At 31.3% G+C, this 20428-nt stretch carries 21 protein-coding genes and 1 riboswitch; all 21 genes read left to right on the top strand.

Annotated features, from left to right (window positions below; all coding sequences use genetic code 11):
* Positions 1-238: 238 nt before the first annotated feature.
* A riboswitch (cyclic di-GMP riboswitch) is annotated at positions 239-328 on the top strand.
* 724 nt (positions 329-1052) lie between these two features.
* The 21 genes from flgB to F3K33_RS21760 all read left to right on the top strand — a co-directional run bounded on the left by flgB (position 1053) and on the right by F3K33_RS21760 (position 20418).
* Complete coding sequence (gene flgB, locus F3K33_RS21860; RefSeq protein ID WP_017211327.1) at positions 1053-1457, top strand: flagellar basal body rod protein FlgB; 405 nt, start codon at positions 1053-1055, stop codon at positions 1455-1457.
* Between the two features lie 82 nt (positions 1458-1539).
* A complete protein-coding gene (flgC, locus tag F3K33_RS21855) occupies positions 1540-1947 on the top strand; it encodes a flagellar basal body rod protein FlgC (protein ID WP_023973285.1) in 408 nt (135 codons plus the stop codon).
* Between the two features lie 11 nt (positions 1948-1958).
* A complete protein-coding gene (gene fliE / locus F3K33_RS21850) occupies positions 1959-2276 on the top strand; it encodes a flagellar hook-basal body complex protein FliE (RefSeq protein WP_023973284.1) in 318 nt (105 codons plus the stop codon).
* Positions 2277-2297: 21 nt separating this feature from the next.
* Positions 2298-3869, top strand: coding sequence for a flagellar basal-body MS-ring/collar protein FliF (fliF, locus tag F3K33_RS21845; protein ID WP_039770230.1), 1572 nt, complete (start codon positions 2298-2300; stop codon positions 3867-3869).
* 5 nt (positions 3870-3874) lie between these two features.
* Positions 3875-4891: a flagellar motor switch protein FliG gene (gene fliG / locus F3K33_RS21840; protein WP_017211330.1), complete on the top strand. Its 1017-nt coding sequence runs from the start codon at positions 3875-3877 to the stop codon at positions 4889-4891.
* On the top strand, positions 4875-5660 hold the full coding sequence (locus F3K33_RS21835) for a FliH/SctL family protein (protein WP_039770233.1): 786 nt from the start codon (positions 4875-4877) through the stop codon (positions 5658-5660). Before fliG ends, F3K33_RS21835 begins: the two co-directional genes overlap by 17 nt.
* Before the next feature lie 144 nt (positions 5661-5804).
* On the top strand, positions 5805-7121 hold the full coding sequence (fliI, locus tag F3K33_RS21830) for a flagellar protein export ATPase FliI (protein WP_023973281.1): 1317 nt from the start codon (positions 5805-5807) through the stop codon (positions 7119-7121).
* Between the two features lie 13 nt (positions 7122-7134).
* On the top strand, positions 7135-7572 hold the full coding sequence (fliJ, locus tag F3K33_RS21825; protein ID WP_039770235.1) for a flagellar export protein FliJ: 438 nt from the start codon (positions 7135-7137) through the stop codon (positions 7570-7572).
* A gap of 95 nt (positions 7573-7667) precedes the next feature.
* Entirely contained in the window at positions 7668-9014 is a 1347-nt protein-coding gene (locus tag F3K33_RS21820) for a flagellar hook-length control protein FliK (protein ID WP_039770237.1), read from the top strand.
* 11 nt (positions 9015-9025) lie between these two features.
* Positions 9026-10003 carry a flagellar hook capping FlgD N-terminal domain-containing protein gene (locus F3K33_RS21815; protein ID WP_039770239.1) on the top strand — a complete coding sequence of 326 codons (978 nt, stop codon included), beginning with the start codon at positions 9026-9028 and terminating at the stop codon, positions 10001-10003.
* A complete protein-coding gene (locus tag F3K33_RS21810; RefSeq protein WP_023973277.1) occupies positions 10004-10402 on the top strand; it encodes a flagellar biosynthesis protein in 399 nt (132 codons plus the stop codon).
* Between the two features lie 159 nt (positions 10403-10561).
* Positions 10562-11653: a flagellar hook-basal body complex protein gene (locus F3K33_RS21805; RefSeq protein ID WP_023973276.1), complete on the top strand. Its 1092-nt coding sequence runs from the start codon at positions 10562-10564 to the stop codon at positions 11651-11653.
* A gap of 245 nt (positions 11654-11898) precedes the next feature.
* Positions 11899-12090 (top strand): flagellar FlbD family protein, encoded by a 192-nt coding sequence (locus F3K33_RS21800; protein ID WP_017211338.1) that lies wholly within the window; start codon positions 11899-11901, stop codon positions 12088-12090.
* A gap of 80 nt (positions 12091-12170) precedes the next feature.
* Entirely contained in the window at positions 12171-12662 is a 492-nt protein-coding gene (locus F3K33_RS21795) for a flagellar basal body-associated FliL family protein (RefSeq protein WP_017211339.1), read from the top strand.
* Between the two features lie 9 nt (positions 12663-12671).
* The gene (locus F3K33_RS21790; protein ID WP_023973274.1) at positions 12672-13070 is read left to right on the top strand and encodes a FliO/MopB family protein; all 399 of its coding nucleotides are present in this window, start codon (positions 12672-12674) and stop codon (positions 13068-13070) included.
* Positions 13060-13839, top strand: a complete 780-nt coding sequence (gene fliP / locus F3K33_RS21785; protein WP_017211341.1) for a flagellar type III secretion system pore protein FliP — start codon at positions 13060-13062, stop codon at positions 13837-13839. The genes F3K33_RS21790 and fliP overlap by 11 nt, the downstream gene beginning before the upstream one ends.
* Before the next feature lie 11 nt (positions 13840-13850).
* A complete protein-coding gene (locus tag F3K33_RS21780) occupies positions 13851-14120 on the top strand; it encodes a flagellar biosynthetic protein FliQ (RefSeq protein WP_012060412.1) in 270 nt (89 codons plus the stop codon).
* 13 nt (positions 14121-14133) lie between these two features.
* The gene (locus tag F3K33_RS21775) at positions 14134-15975 is read left to right on the top strand and encodes a fused FliR family export protein/FlhB family type III secretion system protein (RefSeq protein ID WP_039770241.1); all 1842 of its coding nucleotides are present in this window, start codon (positions 14134-14136) and stop codon (positions 15973-15975) included.
* A 175-nt stretch (positions 15976-16150) separates the two neighbouring features.
* Positions 16151-18217: a flagellar biosynthesis protein FlhA gene (flhA, locus tag F3K33_RS21770; protein ID WP_154861592.1), complete on the top strand. Its 2067-nt coding sequence runs from the start codon at positions 16151-16153 to the stop codon at positions 18215-18217.
* The gene (gene flhF / locus F3K33_RS21765; RefSeq protein ID WP_039770244.1) at positions 18218-19564 is read left to right on the top strand and encodes a flagellar biosynthesis GTPase FlhF; all 1347 of its coding nucleotides are present in this window, start codon (positions 18218-18220) and stop codon (positions 19562-19564) included.
* Entirely contained in the window at positions 19558-20418 is an 861-nt protein-coding gene (locus tag F3K33_RS21760) for a MinD/ParA family protein (protein WP_039770246.1), read from the top strand. The genes flhF and F3K33_RS21760 overlap by 7 nt, the downstream gene beginning before the upstream one ends.
* Positions 20419-20428 lie beyond the last annotated feature (10 nt).

The raw sequence follows: 20428 nt of genomic DNA, 5'->3' as shown, positions 1-20428 counted from the left end.
GATTTTGAATGTTGAAATTTACTACAGTTCATTTTTAAAAATTAAAATAAATGATTTGAGTAATTTTAATGGATAATTTTGTGAAATTCTAGATTTATATTTATACAAAATTCCATTATCTAAAATTATCTAACAAATTATAATGAAATTTATAATTTATTAGATGATTTTATCGAAAATTAAAAAATAATTGTGGTTAAATAAACAAAAATACATTATAATTTAAAAGGACAAATTATATTGATACTAGCACACTTATTGAAAAATAAGGCCGCAAAGCCATGAGTCTAAGGAAAAATTTATTTTCTATGATTGTCAGGTTGCCAAAATATAAAGTGAAACTTAGTTCTTAGCTTCATAAAAAGAATTTTATATTGAAGACTAATTGAACTTATTTAATGTCGTGTTATTGTTATCTCGAATATTAATGAAGAATATTGGAAAATAAGATTTTTCATTTTGTTTGATTTGTTTTATTGTTTGTTAATATGCGAGTATTACAAAACTAGGCATAAGATAATTATATATATGTTGCCCAAATAATTCTTCATGATAATTCTAGAGATATTGCAAGAATTTTAGCTGTAATTATGAATTGAGAAATGTGTATTGTGAATTGCAACATATTAATAAAGTTTATATTTATTTTGCTTTAAACATTTTTGGTGCCTATAATTTATAGACACCTTTTATTTTTTAGATATATGGTAGGCCACAGTACGGATAAATACGGCAGAAAGTCTAAAAATGGCATTTAATTTATTTTAGAAGATTTATTATGTGGGGGAATATTACAATAAAACCAAAAAAAATCGGAATTAGTAAATAAATTGGAAAACATTTTTCAAAAAATTATAGATAAAATTGCATAGTTATTCTATAATTAAATTATTAATTGGTCAAAATAAATTGTAATATTTTACTCAAGTAAAAATTGTGAGGAAAAAAGCATTTTATTTTACATATTTCTAATAATGTGTGAAATAAAATATTTGTACTGAAAGTTTTAGATATTTATGCAAGTAGAAGGCGAAATGTAAGGATGTGAATTTATGGCAATACAATCTATTAGTTCAGATGCTACTTATGATTTGATTAAACAAGGCATTAAAGCATCAAATGTTAGAGCTAAAACAATTGCTAATAATATGGCAAATGTCAATACGAAAGATTATAAGAGATTTAATGTAGTATTTGAGGAAAATTTAAAGAATCAGGGAGATTTTTCAAAATTAGAGTTAAAACGCACTAATCCACGTCACTTTTCAAGTAGTGATTCAAATAGCGGTGATAATATATCAATTGAACAGGATAAGAGTACTAGCATGAGAAGTGATGGAAATAATGTTGATTTAGATATAGAAAAGGTAAATCAAGCGGCAAATACTCTTAAATATAATGCGTTAATAACTGACATAAATAATAAATTTAATAATTTAAAAACTGTTATTAAATAGTGATAAACAATACATAATTAGGAATTATATTTAGACAAGCTAGGAAATTTGGAATTATTGATTAGATAAAGGAGGATTATAAATGAATGCATTTACTTCCATGCAAATAAGTGCAACGGGTCTTTCAGCAGAAAGATTAAGAATGGATACTATAACTTCTAATATGGCGAATGCAAGTACAACAAGAAGTGCAGATGGCAAAGGCCCATATGTAAGAAAAGTAGCTGTATTTCAAGAGGCTCTTGATGCTAATAAGGATATGGCAGGAGTTAAAGCAGTTAAAATTGAAAATGATCCATCACCTTTAAGGAAGGTATATGACCCAACGCATCCAGATGCAGATAGCAATGGATACGTTACAATGCCAAATGTGAATGTATTAAATGAAATGGCAGATATGATGGTAGCAACTAGATCTTACGAGGCAAATGTTGATACTTTTAATGCTTTAAAGAGCATGTTTTCAAAGGCTTTAGAAATTGGTAAGTAGGGGGATGAAAAATGAGAATAGAAGATAAGTTTGCACAAAATGAAATTATATTTAATAATAAATTTAAAGATATCAATAGTGATAAGAGCAATAATGAAAGCAATAACTCAGTTAATTTTGGAGATGTCTTAAAAAAGGCAGTAGATGATACCAACGGTAAGATGACACAAGCTGATGAAACTGCAACAAAGTTTATTAAAGGTGATGATGTTAATATTGATGAAGTTATGGTTAAGAATCAGGAGGCTAGTTTGAGTCTTCAGTTTTTAGCACAAACTAGAGACAAGTTATTGGACGGATATAATCAATTATCGAGGTTGCAATTGTAGTAAGGTGAGGAGAGCTTAATAATGAAAAAACTTTTAGAAAAAGTTAAGGGGCTTTTGGAAAAGTTTAAATCCAAGAATAAGAAGATAAAAGCTGCTATAATAGTAGCAATCGTGGCAGTTATTATTGCAATTATAAGTGGGATTTTTTACTCATCTTCTAACAAATATCAAGTACTATTTTCTGATCTTGATGCAGCTGATGCTCAAACTGTCGTTAATAGTTTAAATGAAAAAAAAGTTGATACTAAAATAGATAGTAACACAAATACGATTTGGGTTCCTAAGGATCAAGTGGATAAATTAAGGTTGGAGCTAGCACCAACTTTGACATCTGGAAGTAAAGGCTATGAATTAATGGATAGTGGAAGTTCCTTTGGAATGACGGATGAAGAATTTAAAATAAAAAAAGTTAGAATGCAGCAAGGTGAGTTGGAAAAGACAATAAAAAGTTTTCCACAAGTAGAAGAAGCAAGAGTACATATAACTGAAGCTAAGGATTCTGTTTTTGTAAAGGACAAAGAACCTGGAAAAGCAGCAGTTTACCTAAAATTAAAAAAGGGGACAACTATTGGTGAAGATCAAGTCAAATCAATAGTAGCTCTGGTATCTGGAGCAACTGAAAACATACCAAGAGAAAATATAGATGTTATAGACGATAACATGAATTTACTTACTAAGGATATAAATTCAGATCAAAATAATTCAGTAAGTTCTGAAGCAATATCAAAGCAACAAGATGCTGAAAAAGCATATGAAGATAGGATGCAAAAGGCAATTGTTAGTTTATTAGAACCAATCGTTGGTAAAGGGAAAGTTAAGGCTACTGTTAATGTAAACTTAGATTTTGATTCAAAACAAAAGACACAAACAGTAGTAGATCCGAATAAAGTAATTGTAAGCCAAGAAAATTCAAAGGAATCAAATAACTCAGGATCAACAACTACAAGTCAAAGTCCTGTTGATAATAATATGAGTAATACAACTACAGCTACAAATAATAACCCTTCGACTTCAAGTAAGGAAGATCAGAAGACAAATTATGAAGTGGGCAAAAGTGAATCTAAAGTTATTAGCGCACCAGGAGAAGTTAAAAGACTTACAGCATCAGTTGTGATTGATGGAAATTTAGATGCTGCGACGCAACAGACACTTGAAAATACAGTTGGAAATGCAATTGGATTGGATACACTTAGAGGAGATAAAGTTTCGGTGCTTGGAATGGCATTTGACACAACAGCTCAGGATCAAGCTAAGGCAGAAATTGATGCTATGAATGCAGAGACAGCTACAGCTAGCAAGAATAAGATGATGATTGTTGCAGGAATTTTGGGAGCATTGCTTTTAGGTATTATTATTTACTTCGTCGCAAAGAGAAGAAAGAAGAAGAAAGAAGAAAATGAACAATTATTAAATACTTTAATTGATGATACTATATTACCTAAAGAACCAACAGATGATGTTTTTGAACCAATAGAATTTGAGGCTAAAACTAAAAAATCACACTTAGAAGAAGAGATAAAGAAATATGCAACAGAAAAACCAGAGCAAGTAGTAGAAATAATCAAGTCATGGTTGACTGAAAATGAGAGGTGATGGCTATGTCAAAAGAACCAAATCAATTGACAGGGGTGCATAAGGCAGCAATATTATTTATAACTCTTGGACCTGAAGCCTCATCGGGGATATTGAAAAAACTACCAGAGGCAGATATACAAAAAATAACTTATGAAATTGCTAATATTACGTCTGTTACACCAGAACAAAGAGAAGAAATATTAAATGAGTTTTATCAGATGAATAAAGCCCGAGATTATATAATTGAGGGCGGTATGGATTATGCTAAAACATTATTATCAAAAGCGTTAGGAACTCAAAGAGCTAGTGAAATATTAGATAAGGTATCAGAAGCTACAGCTCAATATAGACCTTTTTCAATTGCAAGAAAGGCAGATTCTCATCAATTGTTAAATGTAATTATATCAGAGCAGCCTCAAACTATAGCTTTAATTTTATGTTACTTGCAGCCAGATAAAGCTGCACAAGTTATGGCTGAATTACCAGAAGAAACTCAAAGCGAGGTTGCTTATAGAATAGCAACTATGAGCAATACGTCACCAATGGTAATTAAAGAAATTGAAGCTGTACTTGAGAGCAAGTTGTCTTCTGTAGTAAGAACTGAAATGACGACTTTAGGTGGCGTAGAAACTTTAGTTAGCATATTAAATGCAGTTGATAGAACAACAGAAAAGAATATTACAGAAGGCCTAGAAAGAGAAGATGCAGAACTTGCAGATAAAGTTAAGAGTTCAATGTTTGTATTTGAAGATATTATATCTCTTGATGATGTATCTATCCAAAGAATTCTTCGAGAAGTGGAAGTTGGAGATCTTGCACTTGCACTTAAGGGATGTTCTGATGAAGTTGCAAATTCTATATATAGGAATCAGTCTAAGAGAGCTGCTGCTTCATTAAAGGAAGATATGGAATTCTTAGGACCAGTAAGGCTTATGGATGTTGAAAAGGCACAACAAAAGATTGTTTCTGTTATTAGAAGGTTAGATGATGCTAATGAAATCATCATTGCAAGAGGTGGAGAAGATGCAATCATCGTATAGATTAATAAAAAAGGACTTTGCAAAGTCAGGAACAAGTAAAGTTATTTCAACAGAGTATGTTAGTAAAAAGGCAGCATCTGAAGAAATAGAAGAGGAAAAAGAGGAAGAAGAAATTGTAGTAAAAGCTCCGCAGATTGATCCAGAAGAACTTCTAAAAAGATATGAAGATATTGGACAAAGGATAATACAGGATGCTAAAAACGAAAAACAGATTATTGTTTTGAGGGCACAAATGGATGCCAATGCTTCAGAGAAAAAAGCATATGAAAAGGGATATGCTCAAGGATTAGAAAATGGATATGATGATGGATATAAGAAAGCTTATGATGAAACAATTGAAAGTGCAAGAGCAGAGGCGGCAGAGATTGTTAATAAAGCAGAATTGATGCTAAAATCTGCGCATGAGAACTATGAAAGATATCTAGAAAGTAAGAAAAGCGAGATAGTACAATTAGCGTTAGAAATTGCGGAAAATATTACAAAGAAAACACTGAGTACCAATGAAGCGATGAATAATATTATTGAAGAAGCTTTTAAGATCTCAAAAGGAGAAGAAAATGTTATTTTAAAGGTGAATTCAGCCCATATTGAAGAATTAAAATCGCAGGTGGAAAGATGGAAGGTATCATACAATATAAAAAATGAAATTTTTGTGCTTGCAGATGATTTTATGGAACCGGGAAATGCAGTTTTGGAAAAAAACAGTGGCATAGTAAAAGTGGGCGTGGATATTGGAATGGAACAAATACGAAAAGCAATATTTGGATAAATAATTCACAATTCATAATTCACGATTCACAATTGAGAGCAAGTTTCTATAGAGTTTGAAAAATTTTTAAAAACAATTTCAGTGGGTTATCAATAATTGTGAATTGTGCACTGTGCATTGGAAACTGTAAAGGAGTAGTTATAAGTGCTGGATTTAGACTTGGATTTCGATAAACTTATTAAAAAAGCAAGTGATACTTCGACAATATATAGTGAAGGCGTTGTTAAGAAAGTAATAGGACTTACTATTGAAGTACAAGGTATTAAGGCTTTTGTAGGTGAACTTTGCATAATATATAATGAGAAAAATGTTCCTGTAAATTGTGAAGTTGTTGGCTTTAGAGATGAATTTGTAATATTAATGCCTCTTGATGAGCTTATAGGAATTTCACCTGGATGCAGAGTTGTACCGCAACGTAAGCCGCTGAGTGTAAAATGTTCAGATAAGCTACTTGGACATATAATAGATGGACTTGGAAATCCTTTAGACTGCGACAGTATATCTATGGATGGAGAAGAGTATCCATTAGAAAATGATGCACCAGATCCATTAAAGAGAAAAAGAATAAAAGAAATAATGCCTACTGGAGTTAGAGCAATAGATGGTTTCTTAACTTGTGGAGATGGGCAGAGAATTGGCATCTTTGCAGGTAGTGGAGTTGGAAAAAGTACTACACTAGGAATGATAGCGAGAGAGGCAAAAGCTGATGTTAATGTTATTTCACTAATAGGTGAAAGAGGTAGAGAGGTTCTAGAATTTATAGAAAAAGATCTAGGACCAGAAGGTATGAAAAAATCTGTTGTAGTGTGTGCTACATCAGATAAACCGGCATTAATAAGACTCAAAGGAGCATTAACAGCTACAGCTATTGCTGAATATTTCAGAGATAAAGGTAAAAAAGTAATTCTTATGATGGATTCAGTTACAAGATTTGCAATGGCACAAAGAGAAGTTGGACTTGCAATAGGGGAGCCACCAGCTACTAAAGGATATACGCCTTCAGTATTTGCTAAATTACCTAAACTTATGGAGAGATCTGGAACATCTATAGATGGTTCAATAACTGCCTTTTATACAGTGCTTGTTGATGGAGATGATTTTAATGAACCTATAGCAGATGCTGTTAGAGGTATATTAGATGGACATATAGTTTTATCAAGAGCTTTGGCTCATAAAAATCATTATCCAGCTATTGATATTTTAAATAGTGTCAGCAGACTTATGAACACAATAGCACCTAAAGAACATAAAGAAGCCGCATCTATGGCAAGAGATCTTTTAGCAACTTATAAGGACTCTGAGGATTTAATAAATATAGGGGCTTATGTTAAAGGAAGCAATAAAAAGATTGATATGGCAATTAACTATAATGAATCATTAAATGATTTTCTATGTCAGGGAATTGATGAAAAAACTTCTTTTGAAGGTACACAAAATTCTTTAATATCAATGTTTAAATAAAGGAGGTTTTATTTTGGCTGAGAGATTTAAGTTTGGCTTAGAAAAGCTCCTTGAAATGAGAATGGAAAAAGAAGAAGAAAGTAAAAGATTATTTACTGAAAGTCAGAGAGAGAAAAAGAAGATTGAAGAAAAGTTAGAAGAACTTAAGGCAAATTATCAAAAATATAACGGTATATCTCCTAATGAGGATGTTGTATATCAGAAATTAAAAAGATATTACATTCAAGGTGTTCAAAGTGGAATAAAATCTACGGAGAAGGATTTAGCGGTCAAAAATCAAGAGATTGAAAATAGAAGAAAAGATTTAACGGCTAAACAGATGGAAAGAAAGACGGTTCAGACCTTAAAAGAAAAGAAGTATTCTGAATATGTAAAAGAGCAGGATAGAATAGAACAAATCAATATTGATGAGTTAGCTCTTTATGCATATGTAAGAAATCAAAAAAATTAAAAAATATTAATCTATGATTTGGAGGTTGAGATGCAGTTAATCTTAATTGAATTTCATCTAAATAGAATTAAACTGCTTGAAGGGAGGTGAAAATAATGGTTACAGCTACAAAAGATTCAAATAGTTCGTCAAACAGCTTAGATAGTATGGTGAAGTCATTTACTTCTAATACAAATTTTGCAAGCAAATCTACTTCAGAAGTTACTAAGACGCTGAATAATTCATACACTTCTAGGAAAGATGATTTTAAAAATGTATTAAAATCAAAAAGTGATTATAAGGATCATGAGGATAATGGATATGTATCTTCTGCAAATCAAAAACAAAATTCAACTGAAGTTAAAGATACTGATAAGGATACAAAAGAATTAAATGAAAAGCTTGAGGAACTAGAAAAGGAAAGTAAGACAGCATCTAAGGATAAACTGAAGGACATATTATCAGAATTGTTAAGCTTACTTGCTAAATTGGGAATAAAACAAGATAGCATAAATGCCAATGGAGCAATTAATTCTAAAGTTGGAATTGATGGAGCTAACAGTACACTATCTAATAGTAGTTTAAATGGTATTATGGAAAAAATAATGGAATTACTAAAAAATGATTCTGTAAAAAGTAAGTTAGATTCTAATTCACTAAACTTAATGGAAAAGCTTTTAGGAAATTTAAATGGTACTATTAAAGAAAATGCTACAGAATCTACTAAAAGTAGTTTAAAAGGAATAATGTCTGAAATATCTGATTTGCTAGAAAATAATCAGAATGCAGGTAATAAAGTTTTAACACTTGAAGATATGTTAAGTAAAAGTTATTCTCAAGATAATAGTGAAAGTGATAATTCTTCAGCATCAAAAAATAATACTCCGACAGCTTCAAAAGAGGAGAAGTTCTTAAATTCTTTAGTTGATGATAATAAAGATGACTCATTAAATAAAATCAATTTGTTTGCATCTAGAACTTCAACAATACAGAATCAAGGTGTAAATAATACTAGAGGACTTACAATCAATAAGGCTACTTTTGCTGATGATTTAATAAAAGACGTTAAGTTTATGAACACTAATTCACTTAAGGAATTAACAGTAAAAGTTAATCCGGGAAATTTAGGTGAGATAACTATAAAGCTGGTTCAAGAGGATGGAGTAATAAAAGCTAATTTAAAAGCTAATTCAAAAGATACAACTGCTTTAATTTCTCAAAATTTATCTGATATTAAAAAGCAGCTTGGAGAGCAAAATTTAAAAATAGCAGATGTAAATATTGAACTTTATCAAGATGATACTACATTTTTTAGTGAACAAAGTTTTGGCGGACAGCTTTCAGAAGAGCAAAGAAGAAACAATACTAGAAATAGTAATGCAGCAAATAATTTAGCATCTAGTGAAGAAGAGCTAGTGGAGAATATTGAAGCTAATGATAATAATATAGAATTTTTTGCATAGGAGGTATAAGTATGAGTACTACATTAAGTCCATTAAATGATTCGACAGTAAATGTTGCAAGTTCAGGTACAACTGCGAATGGAACTAAGATCTTAAAGAAAAATGATAATACTATGGATAAAAATTCATTTTTAAAGATATTATCTGCTCAATTAAGTAATTTAGATCCAACCCAAAATCAAGATTCAAGTGCATATGTAAGTCAGATGGCTCAATTCGCATCAATGGAACAAATGCAGAATTTAAATACTACTATGTCAGACTCAGCATACCAGCAAATGATTGGTAGAACAGTAATAACTAATGAAAAAGACGATAATGGCTCTTATATACAGGGGTATGTAACTCAGGTATTGAAAGAATCTGGTGGAACATATTTAGGAATGTTGATTAATGGGAAAGAAGCAAAAATTGCAGTTGAAAATATAATTGGAACTGTACAAACAACTGATTCTAATACTAATGCAAATAGTAGAACTGCTCTTAATTCTGATTTCTTAGCCGCCTCAGCTTTAGCAGATAAACAAGAAAAAGTTGTGATTGCAACTTTAGATGATAAAAAGAAGACTGTTTTAATAAAAGGAAAGATTACTGGTGCTTATATTGATACTGTCAGTGGTGCTACTGTAAAGATAAAAGTTGATGTTTTGGATGATAACGGTAAGCCAACAGGAGAAAATAAGACTTACGATTATGGAGATATAGTAAGAGCTGGAGATCTGGCAGATGATGATATGAAAGTGAATTTAAATAACAATACTGCTAATGAAAGTACAAGTGAAACAGGTACAAATGGTTCAAGTAACAGTAATTCTAGTGGCAGCGGAACAACTTCTGATTCTGGTTCTACAGACACTAATACTAATACAGGAACAGCAGGTGATACTACGAATGCATCTTCAAATGGAACAATAAATACAATTTCAAGTGCAACTAATGATTCGACAGATGCAGAAAATGCAATTCTAGCTAAAATAGCAGGTGTATAAATGAGTTATAGAATTATTAATGGACAAGCTTATTCTGTAGGGAATATTGGGCAATTTGCAAATTCTCAAAAGGCTATAGGTGATAGTCCTAATAGCAAGCAGAAGGAAGCAAAATTTCAGGATGTACTAGATGGTGTTAAAAATAGAGATCAGAGTTTTACTGTATCAAAGCATGCTGCTTCAAGATTAAATGAGATTAATTTTACTAAAGAAGATATGGAACAAATACAAAAGGGTTTTAAAATAGCTCAGGATAAAAATTCTAAAAATACAGTTATGTTATATAAAGATATTGCATTAATTGCTAGTGTTGAAAACAAGACTCTAATAACAGCTGTAGAAAAGGATAGAGCGAAAGATAATATATTTACGAACGTAGATAGCGTAGTAATTTTATAGGCTGGACCTTTAGACAATGCATAATTCACAATGCACAATTCACAATGTACAATCATTGTGAATTAGAAATTGATAATTGTGAATTGGTTACGGAAGCCTGAACTTGTGGATCGACAGAAGCAAGTTATATAAATTGAAAAAAGATTGGGAGGTATGTTTATGTTAAGATGTATGTATTCTGGGATAAGCGGAATGAAGGTTAACCAAACTAAATTGGATGTTATAGGTAATAATATAGCAAACGTAGGAACAACAGCTTTTAAATCTTCAAGTGCAAGATTTAAGGATATGCTTTATCAAAATTCTTCTGAGGCAACAGCACCTACTTCAGTACTTGGAGGTACAAATGCTAAGCAGATAGGGTTAGGAGCACAACTTTCAAGTATTAACAAAGTTATGGGACAAGGTAATGCATTATCAACAGGTAGAAGCCTTGATGTATGTATTGATGGTGATGGATACCTAGTAGTATCTAAAGGCGATTTGAATTCTGGAATTGGTGCTGATCAAGCTACAGGTGCACCAAATGCGGCAGCCTCTGATGCCACTGGACAAATTTCAGAAACTTTGTTTACAAGGGATGGAAATCTTACATTGGATTATCAAGGAAATTTATTAACATCTGATGGGCATAGAATTATGGGATATTATTTAACTAGCGCTACAAATGATGGTGGAACTGCTAGTGCTAAAAGTTTAGCTTATGATTCAACAAATAATGTTATAGGTGCTAACTATGTAAATGCAGATTCTAAAGATTTAAAAGTATCTGATAATACAATGAGACCTTTAGTAATACCAGATAGTGTCACTATTTCAGGAACTCCAGGTGCATCAGGTGCTGTAACACAGCCTGTTAAGAAATTTGAAATCGGAAAAGATGGTATTATTACTGCTGTATTAGGAGATGGTAAGAGAGCTGCAATTGGTCAAATTGCTATGGCAAGTTTTAAAAATCCAGAAGGATTGACTGATCTTGGTGGTAATATGTGCATAAATTCTTCTAACTCAGGGCCTATAGTTTATAAAACTGGAAAGATAGATACTAGTACATCATCTTCAACAACTACTGCAACAGGGAATCAAGGCGGTTTCGGATCATTAATTCAAGGAGCTCTTGAAGGTTCAAATGTAGATTTAACAGAACAATTTACAGATATGATCACAGCAACTAGAAGTTTCCAAGCTGCATCAAAGATGGTAACTACAGGAGATGAAATTCTACAAACAATTACTGGGCTTATGAGATAACCTAGATAATAAAGATAGTTAATATTACATTAAAGCAGGTTGGGTGAAAGCCCAGCTTGCAACTAAATGCTATTAGGGGATTTTATTTATAAGTAATATTTTTCTATAGTGCACAATTCACAATGCACAATTGGTAAGTTATTGTATTATAAAAAACCTATATACTTTAAATAATATAGTGAATATAATAATAATTAAGTGTGTATTGTGAACTGTACAGTTTATTATTAAAGGGGGAGAATTTTATGATAGATGTAACTGGAATGAACCATGAGCACTTCATATTAAATGCAGATCATATAGAAAAGATAGAAGAAGTGCCTGAAACAATAATTACATTAACCAATGGAAGAAAATATATAGTACTTGAAAGCGTAGAAGAAGTTAGGCAGGCGGTTATAAAATACAAAAACAAAATTTTTACTTATAAAATATAATTATAGGGACTTTATTAAAATAAAGCTAATAATAAAAAGGTTAATACTTTAATTGTTGCAAGTGGTGAGGAGTGGTAATAGTGGCTTTAGGAAAAGGTAAGGACAAGGAAAAAGAAAAAGGTGAAAAGTCAGGTAAAAGTGGAAAAGGTCTTATGATAGTTTTATTTATTTTAGGATTATTAGTATTAGGATCAGCAGCTTTCGGTGGAGTGTATTTATTTATGAAAACTAAAAATACAGTAGATGCTCAAGAAGTTGTTGTTGAAAATGAGTATATGGATTTAGCTGAATTCACAGTAAATTTAGGTGATGAAGGTGGTAAAAGATTTTTTAAGGGAGAACTTGCTTTAGGCTATGATAAGACTAAGACTAAACTAAAGGAAGAATTGACAGCTAATCAAGTGGTTGTAAGAGATGATATTATATTTTTCTTTAAGAGCCAAAAGGCTGATTATTTAAATAATGTAGCGAATAGGGATGCTATAAAAAGACAATTAATTGATTCTATTAATAAGGATTTAACAAAAGGCAAGATTACTGATGTTAGATTTAAAAGTATGATAATTCAGTAGGTAAGAGATATGAATTTTGGATTTTTAGGAATGATTGTACAGCTTATTTTGGCCTTGGGAGTTACTTTAGGATTAATATTTTTAAGTTTTAAGTTAGCAAATTCAAAATTTAATGTTATTAATAATAATAAATATATTAAGGTTATTGAAAGAGTGCAAGTAACAAAAGATAATTCTATATTAATAGTTAAAATCGGAGAAAAAGGATATATAATGACTAGTACTGCAGGGCATATGGAAAAATTATCAGAGTTATCAAGAGAAGAAATTGATAATATTGAAGAAGATAAAAAGAAAGCATCGCAGGAAATGGCAGAATATTATACTAATTTAGTATTAAAATCGAAAAAGAACTTTTCTAAGATTACAAAGAATATAAAATCAAAGGAAGAGAAGCATGAAAAATAATAAAAAGAGAATTGCATTTACCTTCATGATGGCTCTTGGAATTATGATGTTTTGCACTATAAGTGCATATGCAGCTCCAAGTAGTACAAGCGTGCCGCAACTAAATGTATCTTTTGGAGACGGAAATAGCACACCGCAGGATTATGTATCGAGTATTAAAATATTAATATTTTTTACGATCCTAGCATTATTGCCATCAATAGTGATAATGATGACATCTTTTACCAGAATAGTGGTAGTGTTTTCATTTCTTAAGAGTGCAATGGGAGTACAACAAGCTGTTCCAAATCAAATATTGACAGGACTTGCTATATTTTTAACTTTGTTTATTATGAATCCTGTTTATAATGAGGTAAATACTAAAGCAATACAGCCATATTTGGAGAATAAAATAACTCAAGACCAAGCTTTTGAAGAGGCATCTAAACCTCTAAAATCATTTATGCTCAAACAAACGAGGGAAAAGGATTTAGAGTTATTTGTTGAAATAGGTGGAGTAGATAAAGAGAATTTAACAAAAGAGAATGTTTCATTTACAACGTTAATCCCAGCATTTGCGATAAGTGAATTAAAGACAGCATTTCAAATAGGATTTTTAATATATTTACCGTTTTTAGTTATAGACATGGTAGTATCTAGTGTTCTAATGTCTATGGGTATGTTCATGCTACCTCCTACAATGGTATCATTACCTTTTAAATTGATATTATTTGTAATGGTAGATGGATGGTATTTACTGGTGAAATCTTTGATACAGAGTTTTATGTGAGGTGAAATAAGATGACGCAGACAATGCTTAATGCTGTAGTTAAGGATACAATAATAACAGCGGCGAAAGTATCAGCCCCTATATTAATAGTAGTTCTAGTATTGGGGTTAGCAATAAGTATTATACAAGCTACAACTCAAATACAAGAGCAGACATTAACTTTTGTTCCTAAATTAATAGCAGCAGCAATTGTTGGAATATTTTTGGGGAGCTGGATGCTTGAAACAATTATGTCTTTCACAAATAGGATTTTTGATTTGATTTCAAAAGTTATTACATAGGGGGTAGGACTGTATGGTGGATGTATCCTACTTTCTTGCATTGTTTCTAATTTTTTTGAGGATAACCTCATATTTTATATCTGTTCAAATATTTTTCCCAGCTGGAACACCACAAATTATGCAAGGAGTATTTTCACTTATATTATCATTTGGAATTGTAGCAGGGATAGATCATTCTACATTGAGTGCTTTAAATAGTGGCTACATGCTGGTGTTTTATGCCATAAGTGAGATAATGTCTGGCTTAATATTAGGATATATAACTAATTTAATTTTCCAAGTGGTAAAGCTTGCGGGAGAATGGATGGATATTCATGCAGGTTTCTCAATGGTATCAGTGCTAGATCCAACAACTCAGACTACATCGACTTTACTTGGAAATTTATCATATTTTGTTTCTTTAGCATTCTTTTTTATAGTTGATGGACATCATGTTGTTATAAATATGCTGGTGGAAAGCACAAAGATAGTACCTATTGGTAAAACTATAGTCTATCAAGAAACCTTAATGGGGGTTATGAAGACTATTTTTGACTATTTTGCTTTAGGTGTGAAAATAGCAATACCAATAGTTTTGATAATTGTTATAACTGACGTGTGTTTGGGATTGATTTCTAGAACAGTACCAACAATTCCAATCATGATTTTTGGAATGCCTATAAAAAATTTATTAGGACTTATTACATATATTATATTGCTTCCATTAATGTTGAAGTTAATTGGAACAGCTATATACAATCTACCAAGTATTTTCCGGGAAATAGTTAATTTGATACCTGCGGTACCTTTAGTTCTAATTTTTGCTGGTGATGATAAGACTGAAGAAGCAACACCTAAGAAAAAGTCAGAATCTAGAAATAAAGGACAAATAGCAAGAAGTAAGGATGTATCTGTAGCAATTACAATGGTTATTTGTACGTTATTAATATCATCTTTATGGGGGATGTTAACAAGTGGATTTAAAGATGTTTTAATCTATTTTTTGAATTTTCCCATGATAAAAGATTTTGATAATGCAACTATTTCTAATTTAGCAATTACTACTGTTATAAAGATAGGAAGTTATTTATTACCCTTTGCATTACCTATAATGGTTGGAGGAATTATTGCAAGTTTGCTGCAAACAGGTTTTATAATAACTGCTGAACCTTTAAAACCATCATTTGGAAAGTTAAATCCTTTAAATGGCCTAAAGAATATGATATCAAAAAGAAGCATGGTAGACTTATCTAAAAATTTAATTATAATAACTATAATATCAATTATTTGTTATAAATACATATCAGGAAATTACCAAAGTATATTGGGAATTTCAAATTTATATCTACCTTCCCTAAGCGACGAAGTTAAAAATTTAGTTGTGGGAATATTTAAGCAGATATGCATTGTATTGGTAATCATTGCAGCTATTGATTACTTTTTACAAGTTAGAATGCATAATAAAGAGATGAGAATGACTAAGCAGGAAATTAAAGATGAGTACAAACAATCTGAAGGAGATCCTAAGCTAAAAGGGAAAATTAAGCAAAGGCAAAGGGAATTAGGAATGAAAAGAATGATGCAATCTGTTGCAGATGCTACAGTTGTAATAACAAATCCTACTCACTTAGCTATTGCTATAAAATATGAAGAAGGAAAAGATATGGAGGCACCTAAAATTGTAGCAAAGGGTGCTGATTATGTAGCATTTAAAATAAAAAGTATTGCGAAAGAAAATGAAGTGCCGGTTATCGAAAATAAGCCTCTTGCAAGGCTGATGTACGATAGGGTAGAAATAGATGAAGATATACCCCAAGATTTATATCAAGCTGTAGCGGAAATATTGGTAGTAGTAATGAAGCTCAAGAAGAAATAAAATTTAAATACGCAATGCACAATGCACAATGTACAATTCACAATTTGAGTTGAAATTCTTACAGAATTTCTAATATATATTGCAAAAATAATTCTTCATAATATTTCTAAAAATATTGCAAGAATTTTAGTCGTAATTGTGCATTGTGAATTGATCAAAAAGGGAGGTTTGATCTTTGGAGTTTGGCAATAGAAAATTAAAGGTAAAAGATAATCTAGATGTATTAATTGCATTTGGTGTTATAGCGATAGTTCTTATGATAATAATACCTTTACCTAAACAGGTAATAGATTTACTTTTAGCTTTAAATATAACAATTTCAATAATCATAATTTTAATTACAATGTTCACAACTAATGTATTGCAGCTTTCAGTCTTCCTTACATTATTGCTGGTTACAACATTATTTAGATTGGCACTTAACATCTCATCAACAAGACTAATACTTACAGAAGCAGATGCAGGAACTATTATAACGGCATTTGGAAACTTTGTTATACGTGGTAATTATGTAGTTGGTATTATAATATTTTTGATTATAGTAGTAATTCAATTTATGGTTATTACTAACGGTGCAGGAAGAGTTGCAGAAGTATCTGCAAGATTTACACTTGATGCAATGCCAGGTAAGCAAATGAGTATTGATGCTGATTTAAACTCTGGAATAATAGATGAAGCTATGGCAAAAAAGAAAAGAAAAGACTTGCAATCAGAAGCCGATTTTTATGGGGCTATGGATGGTGCGTCTAAGTTCGTTAAAGGTGATGCAATAGCTGGTATTGTAATTACTATTATAAATATAATAGGTGGAATTATCATTGGAGTACTTCAAAAAAATATGACGGCTGCGACTGCCGCTCAAACATACACCATTTTATCTGTTGGAGACGGTCTTGTGAGCCAGGTTCCAGCGCTACTAGTATCTACGGCTTCAGGTATTTTGGTAACACGTTCAGGAAGTGAAGAGAATTTAGGAAATACATTGTCTGCTCAATTGACAGCTTTTCCAGTAGCTACAGGAATTGCCAGCGCTATAATGTTGTTTTTAGGCATTATACCTAGCATGCCTAAAATTCCATTTTTTACAGCATCTTTAGCAATGGGGACGTTAACATACCTGCTTTATAAAGATGCAGCTGCCAAAGAGATACAAGAATTTGTATCGGAAGAAGAAGAAATTATCCAAGCAGAGCGTAAAGAGCCAGAAAATGTTATGAATTTAATTTCAGTAGAGCCAATGGAGGTTGAAATTGGATATGGACTTATACCACTTGCAGATGAGGCATCTGGTGGAGATTTACTTCAAAGAATTGCATCTGTTAGAAGACAATGTGCTATAGAAATGGGTATCGTTGTTCAACCTATAAGAATCAGAGATAATCTTCAATTAAAGACAAATGAGTACATAGTAAAAATTAGAGGAACCATGGTTGTTTCTTCAGAATTAATGCCGAGTATGCTTCTTTGCATGGATCCAACAGGAGAAAATTCAGAGATGCCAGGTATAAAAACAATTGAGCCGACTTTTGGACTTCCAGCAGTATGGATAAATAAAGATCAAAGGGAAGAGGCTGAAATTAAGGGATTAACTGTAGTTGATCCAACAACGGTAATGGTAACTCACTTAACTGAAACTATAAAGAGCCATTCATATGAATTGCTTGGAAGACAAGAGGTTAAACTTATTGTTGATAATGCGAAAGAAAAATATAGCGCAGTTGTTGAAGAACTTATTCCAGATCTACTAAGTATCGGAGAACTTCAAAAAGTACTACAAAATTTACTTAGAGAAAAAGTTCCAATTAAGGATATTGTTACGATAATGGAATCTCTAGCAGATAACGCTAAAAATACTAGAGATTTAGAGGTTCTAACAGAATATGTTAGATTCTCATTAGCTAGAACGATTTGTAATCAAGTGGTTGATGAAAATAGAACAATTACTGTAGTAACTTTGGATCCAAGTATAGAAGAGATAATAGCAAATAATACTCAGAAATCAGTGCAAGGGTCATTCCCAACAGTAGATCCAGATACAACTACCAAAATACTTACAGGAATAAAGAATACTATAGAATCAGTTTATTTTTACAACAATCAACCTCTTATACTTGTTTCACCAAATATAAGACCTGTATTTAGAAAGTTAATCGAAATGGTATTTCCTCACATTATGGTAATTTCTTTAAATGAAGTACCTAATGATGTTCAAATTAATAGTGAAGGAGTCGTAAGAATATAGATGATTATAAAAAAATATCTTGTAGCAAATATGAACGAAGGTTTGACTCGGATTAGATATGAACTAGGAAAAGATGCTATTATAATAAGTCAGAGAAAGGTTAGAAAACCAGGACTAAAAGGCTTATTTTCTAAGAAAGTGATAGAGGTTACAGCTGCTATTGAAAATTCACAAAGTGATGACAATAGTAGTTCTAATAAGTACAGCAGTAAGTACAACAAAATGGATGAAGAGTTTCAAAATTCATTAGAAAGTATTAAAAAGTTAATGCAGGATGAAGTATCAGCTTCAAAAGATTTGAGAGAAATTCCTAAGGCTGATACCATAAGAGATAAGATATTAGAACATAATGCTAATCTTGAAAAGGAAGCGTCTAGTAATAATATATACGAAGAAAATATTAATAAACAGGAAATTAAAAGTAGTTCTACAAAAATGGAAAATAGCAGTAAAGAACAAAAGGGAATGGATTATATAGATAAGGCCATAAATAATGAGGCGAATATAGAATCAATACATAAAGAAGTTAATGAATTAAAGAGTTTATTAAGCAAGGTTATAAAAAATACGTCCAACGAAGATGTATCAGTAAGCTTTATAAAAGAAAGATTAAAAAGTTTGGACATTGATGAAGAATTGCAGGATGGAGTTATAGAGTCAGTAGAGAATATAAATTCTGGAGAGGCTTTAAATGAAGTAGAAGTTTTAAGAGAAGTTTTTGAGAGAGATATCTTAGTATCCACTAAGAGCTTGAATGGGCGCGTTGTATTAGTAGGGCCAACTGGTGTAGGGAAAACAACTACAATAGCAAAGCTTGCTGGAAGACTTGCACTTATCGAAAAAAAGAAGGTAGGATTAATTACAGTAGATACATATAGAATTGGAGCTATTGAGCAACTTAAAACATATGCAGAAATAATGAATATACCTTTTAAAGTTGTAATTACAATGAAGGAAATGGAAGATGCTATTGAAGCAATGAGTAACTGTGACGTTGTTCTTATAGATACTACAGGAAGAAGCAGCAAAAATGCGATGCAAATTTCAGAGCTTAGAGCATTTGTACAAAAAGCAAACCCTGACCATGTAAATATGGTAATAAGTGCAACTACTAAAAATAGTGATATAAAATCCATACTTACAGGCTATTCAGGGCTTGAGTATGATAATATTATTATTACTAAACTTGATGAGACTACTGTGTATGGTTCTTTATATAATATTGCTAAAATTGCTAACAAGCCAGTTAGCTTTGTAACTATAGGGCAAAATGTTCCAGATGATATAATGGTACCTACAAAGGAAGAAATTGCTAATTTTATCCTAGGGGAGGAGATTCTATGCTAGATCAGGCTGAATCATTACGAAAATTGATTAACAATGAAGAACAAGAAATAAATAAGACAACTACAAAAATAATAACAGTAACGTCTGGAAAAGGCGGAGTTGGAAAAAGTAATTTTGTTGTGAACCTAGCAATATTACTTCAAAATAAAGGAAAGAAAGTTTTGGTTTTTGATGCTGATTTGGGTATGGGAAATGATGATGTATTAATGGGATTATATCCCAAGCACAATATATTTGATATTATATTTACTGGATTGGAAATAAAAGATATAATTATAACAGGAACCAATGGAGTTGATTTAATTCCAGCAGGGTCTGCTTTAAGTAAAGCTCAAGAATTAGAAGAAGATCAAAAGAAATTATTTATAGAAAAACTCGAGACATTGGATGAGTATGATTATATATTAATGGATACAGGAGCTGGAGTTAATAAAGATGTCTTATCTTTTATAGCAGCTTCAGAAGAATTAATTATTGTAACTACTCCTGAGCCTACGTCGTTAACAGACGGATATAGTTTAATTAAAGCAACAGATCACTATAATCTCAAGACTAAGGCGAAAATAATTGTAAATAAAGCCTTTACTAAAGAGGAAGGCGAAGAAACTTATAATAAATTTAATAGGGCAGTTACTAAATTTTTAAAGATAGATGTTGAATACTTGGGATGCATATTAGAAGATAAAAAATTAGTGCAAAGTGTTAGGCAGCAAAAACCTTTTGTTATATTATATCCTAATTGTGATGCGTCTAAAGATATAGAAAAAATAGCTTCGAAACTTTTGGGACAAGAAGTGGATTCATCAGATGGAGCAAAAGGAATGTTTAAAAGATTATTTAATATATTTTCATAGGAGGATTTTA

It is taken from the genome of Clostridium beijerinckii (assembly GCF_008705175.1).
Classification (GTDB): domain Bacteria; phylum Bacillota; class Clostridia; order Clostridiales; family Clostridiaceae; genus Clostridium; species Clostridium beijerinckii.
Note: the sequence above shows the minus strand (reverse complement) of the source record. Positions and strands in the feature narration are given on the sequence as shown.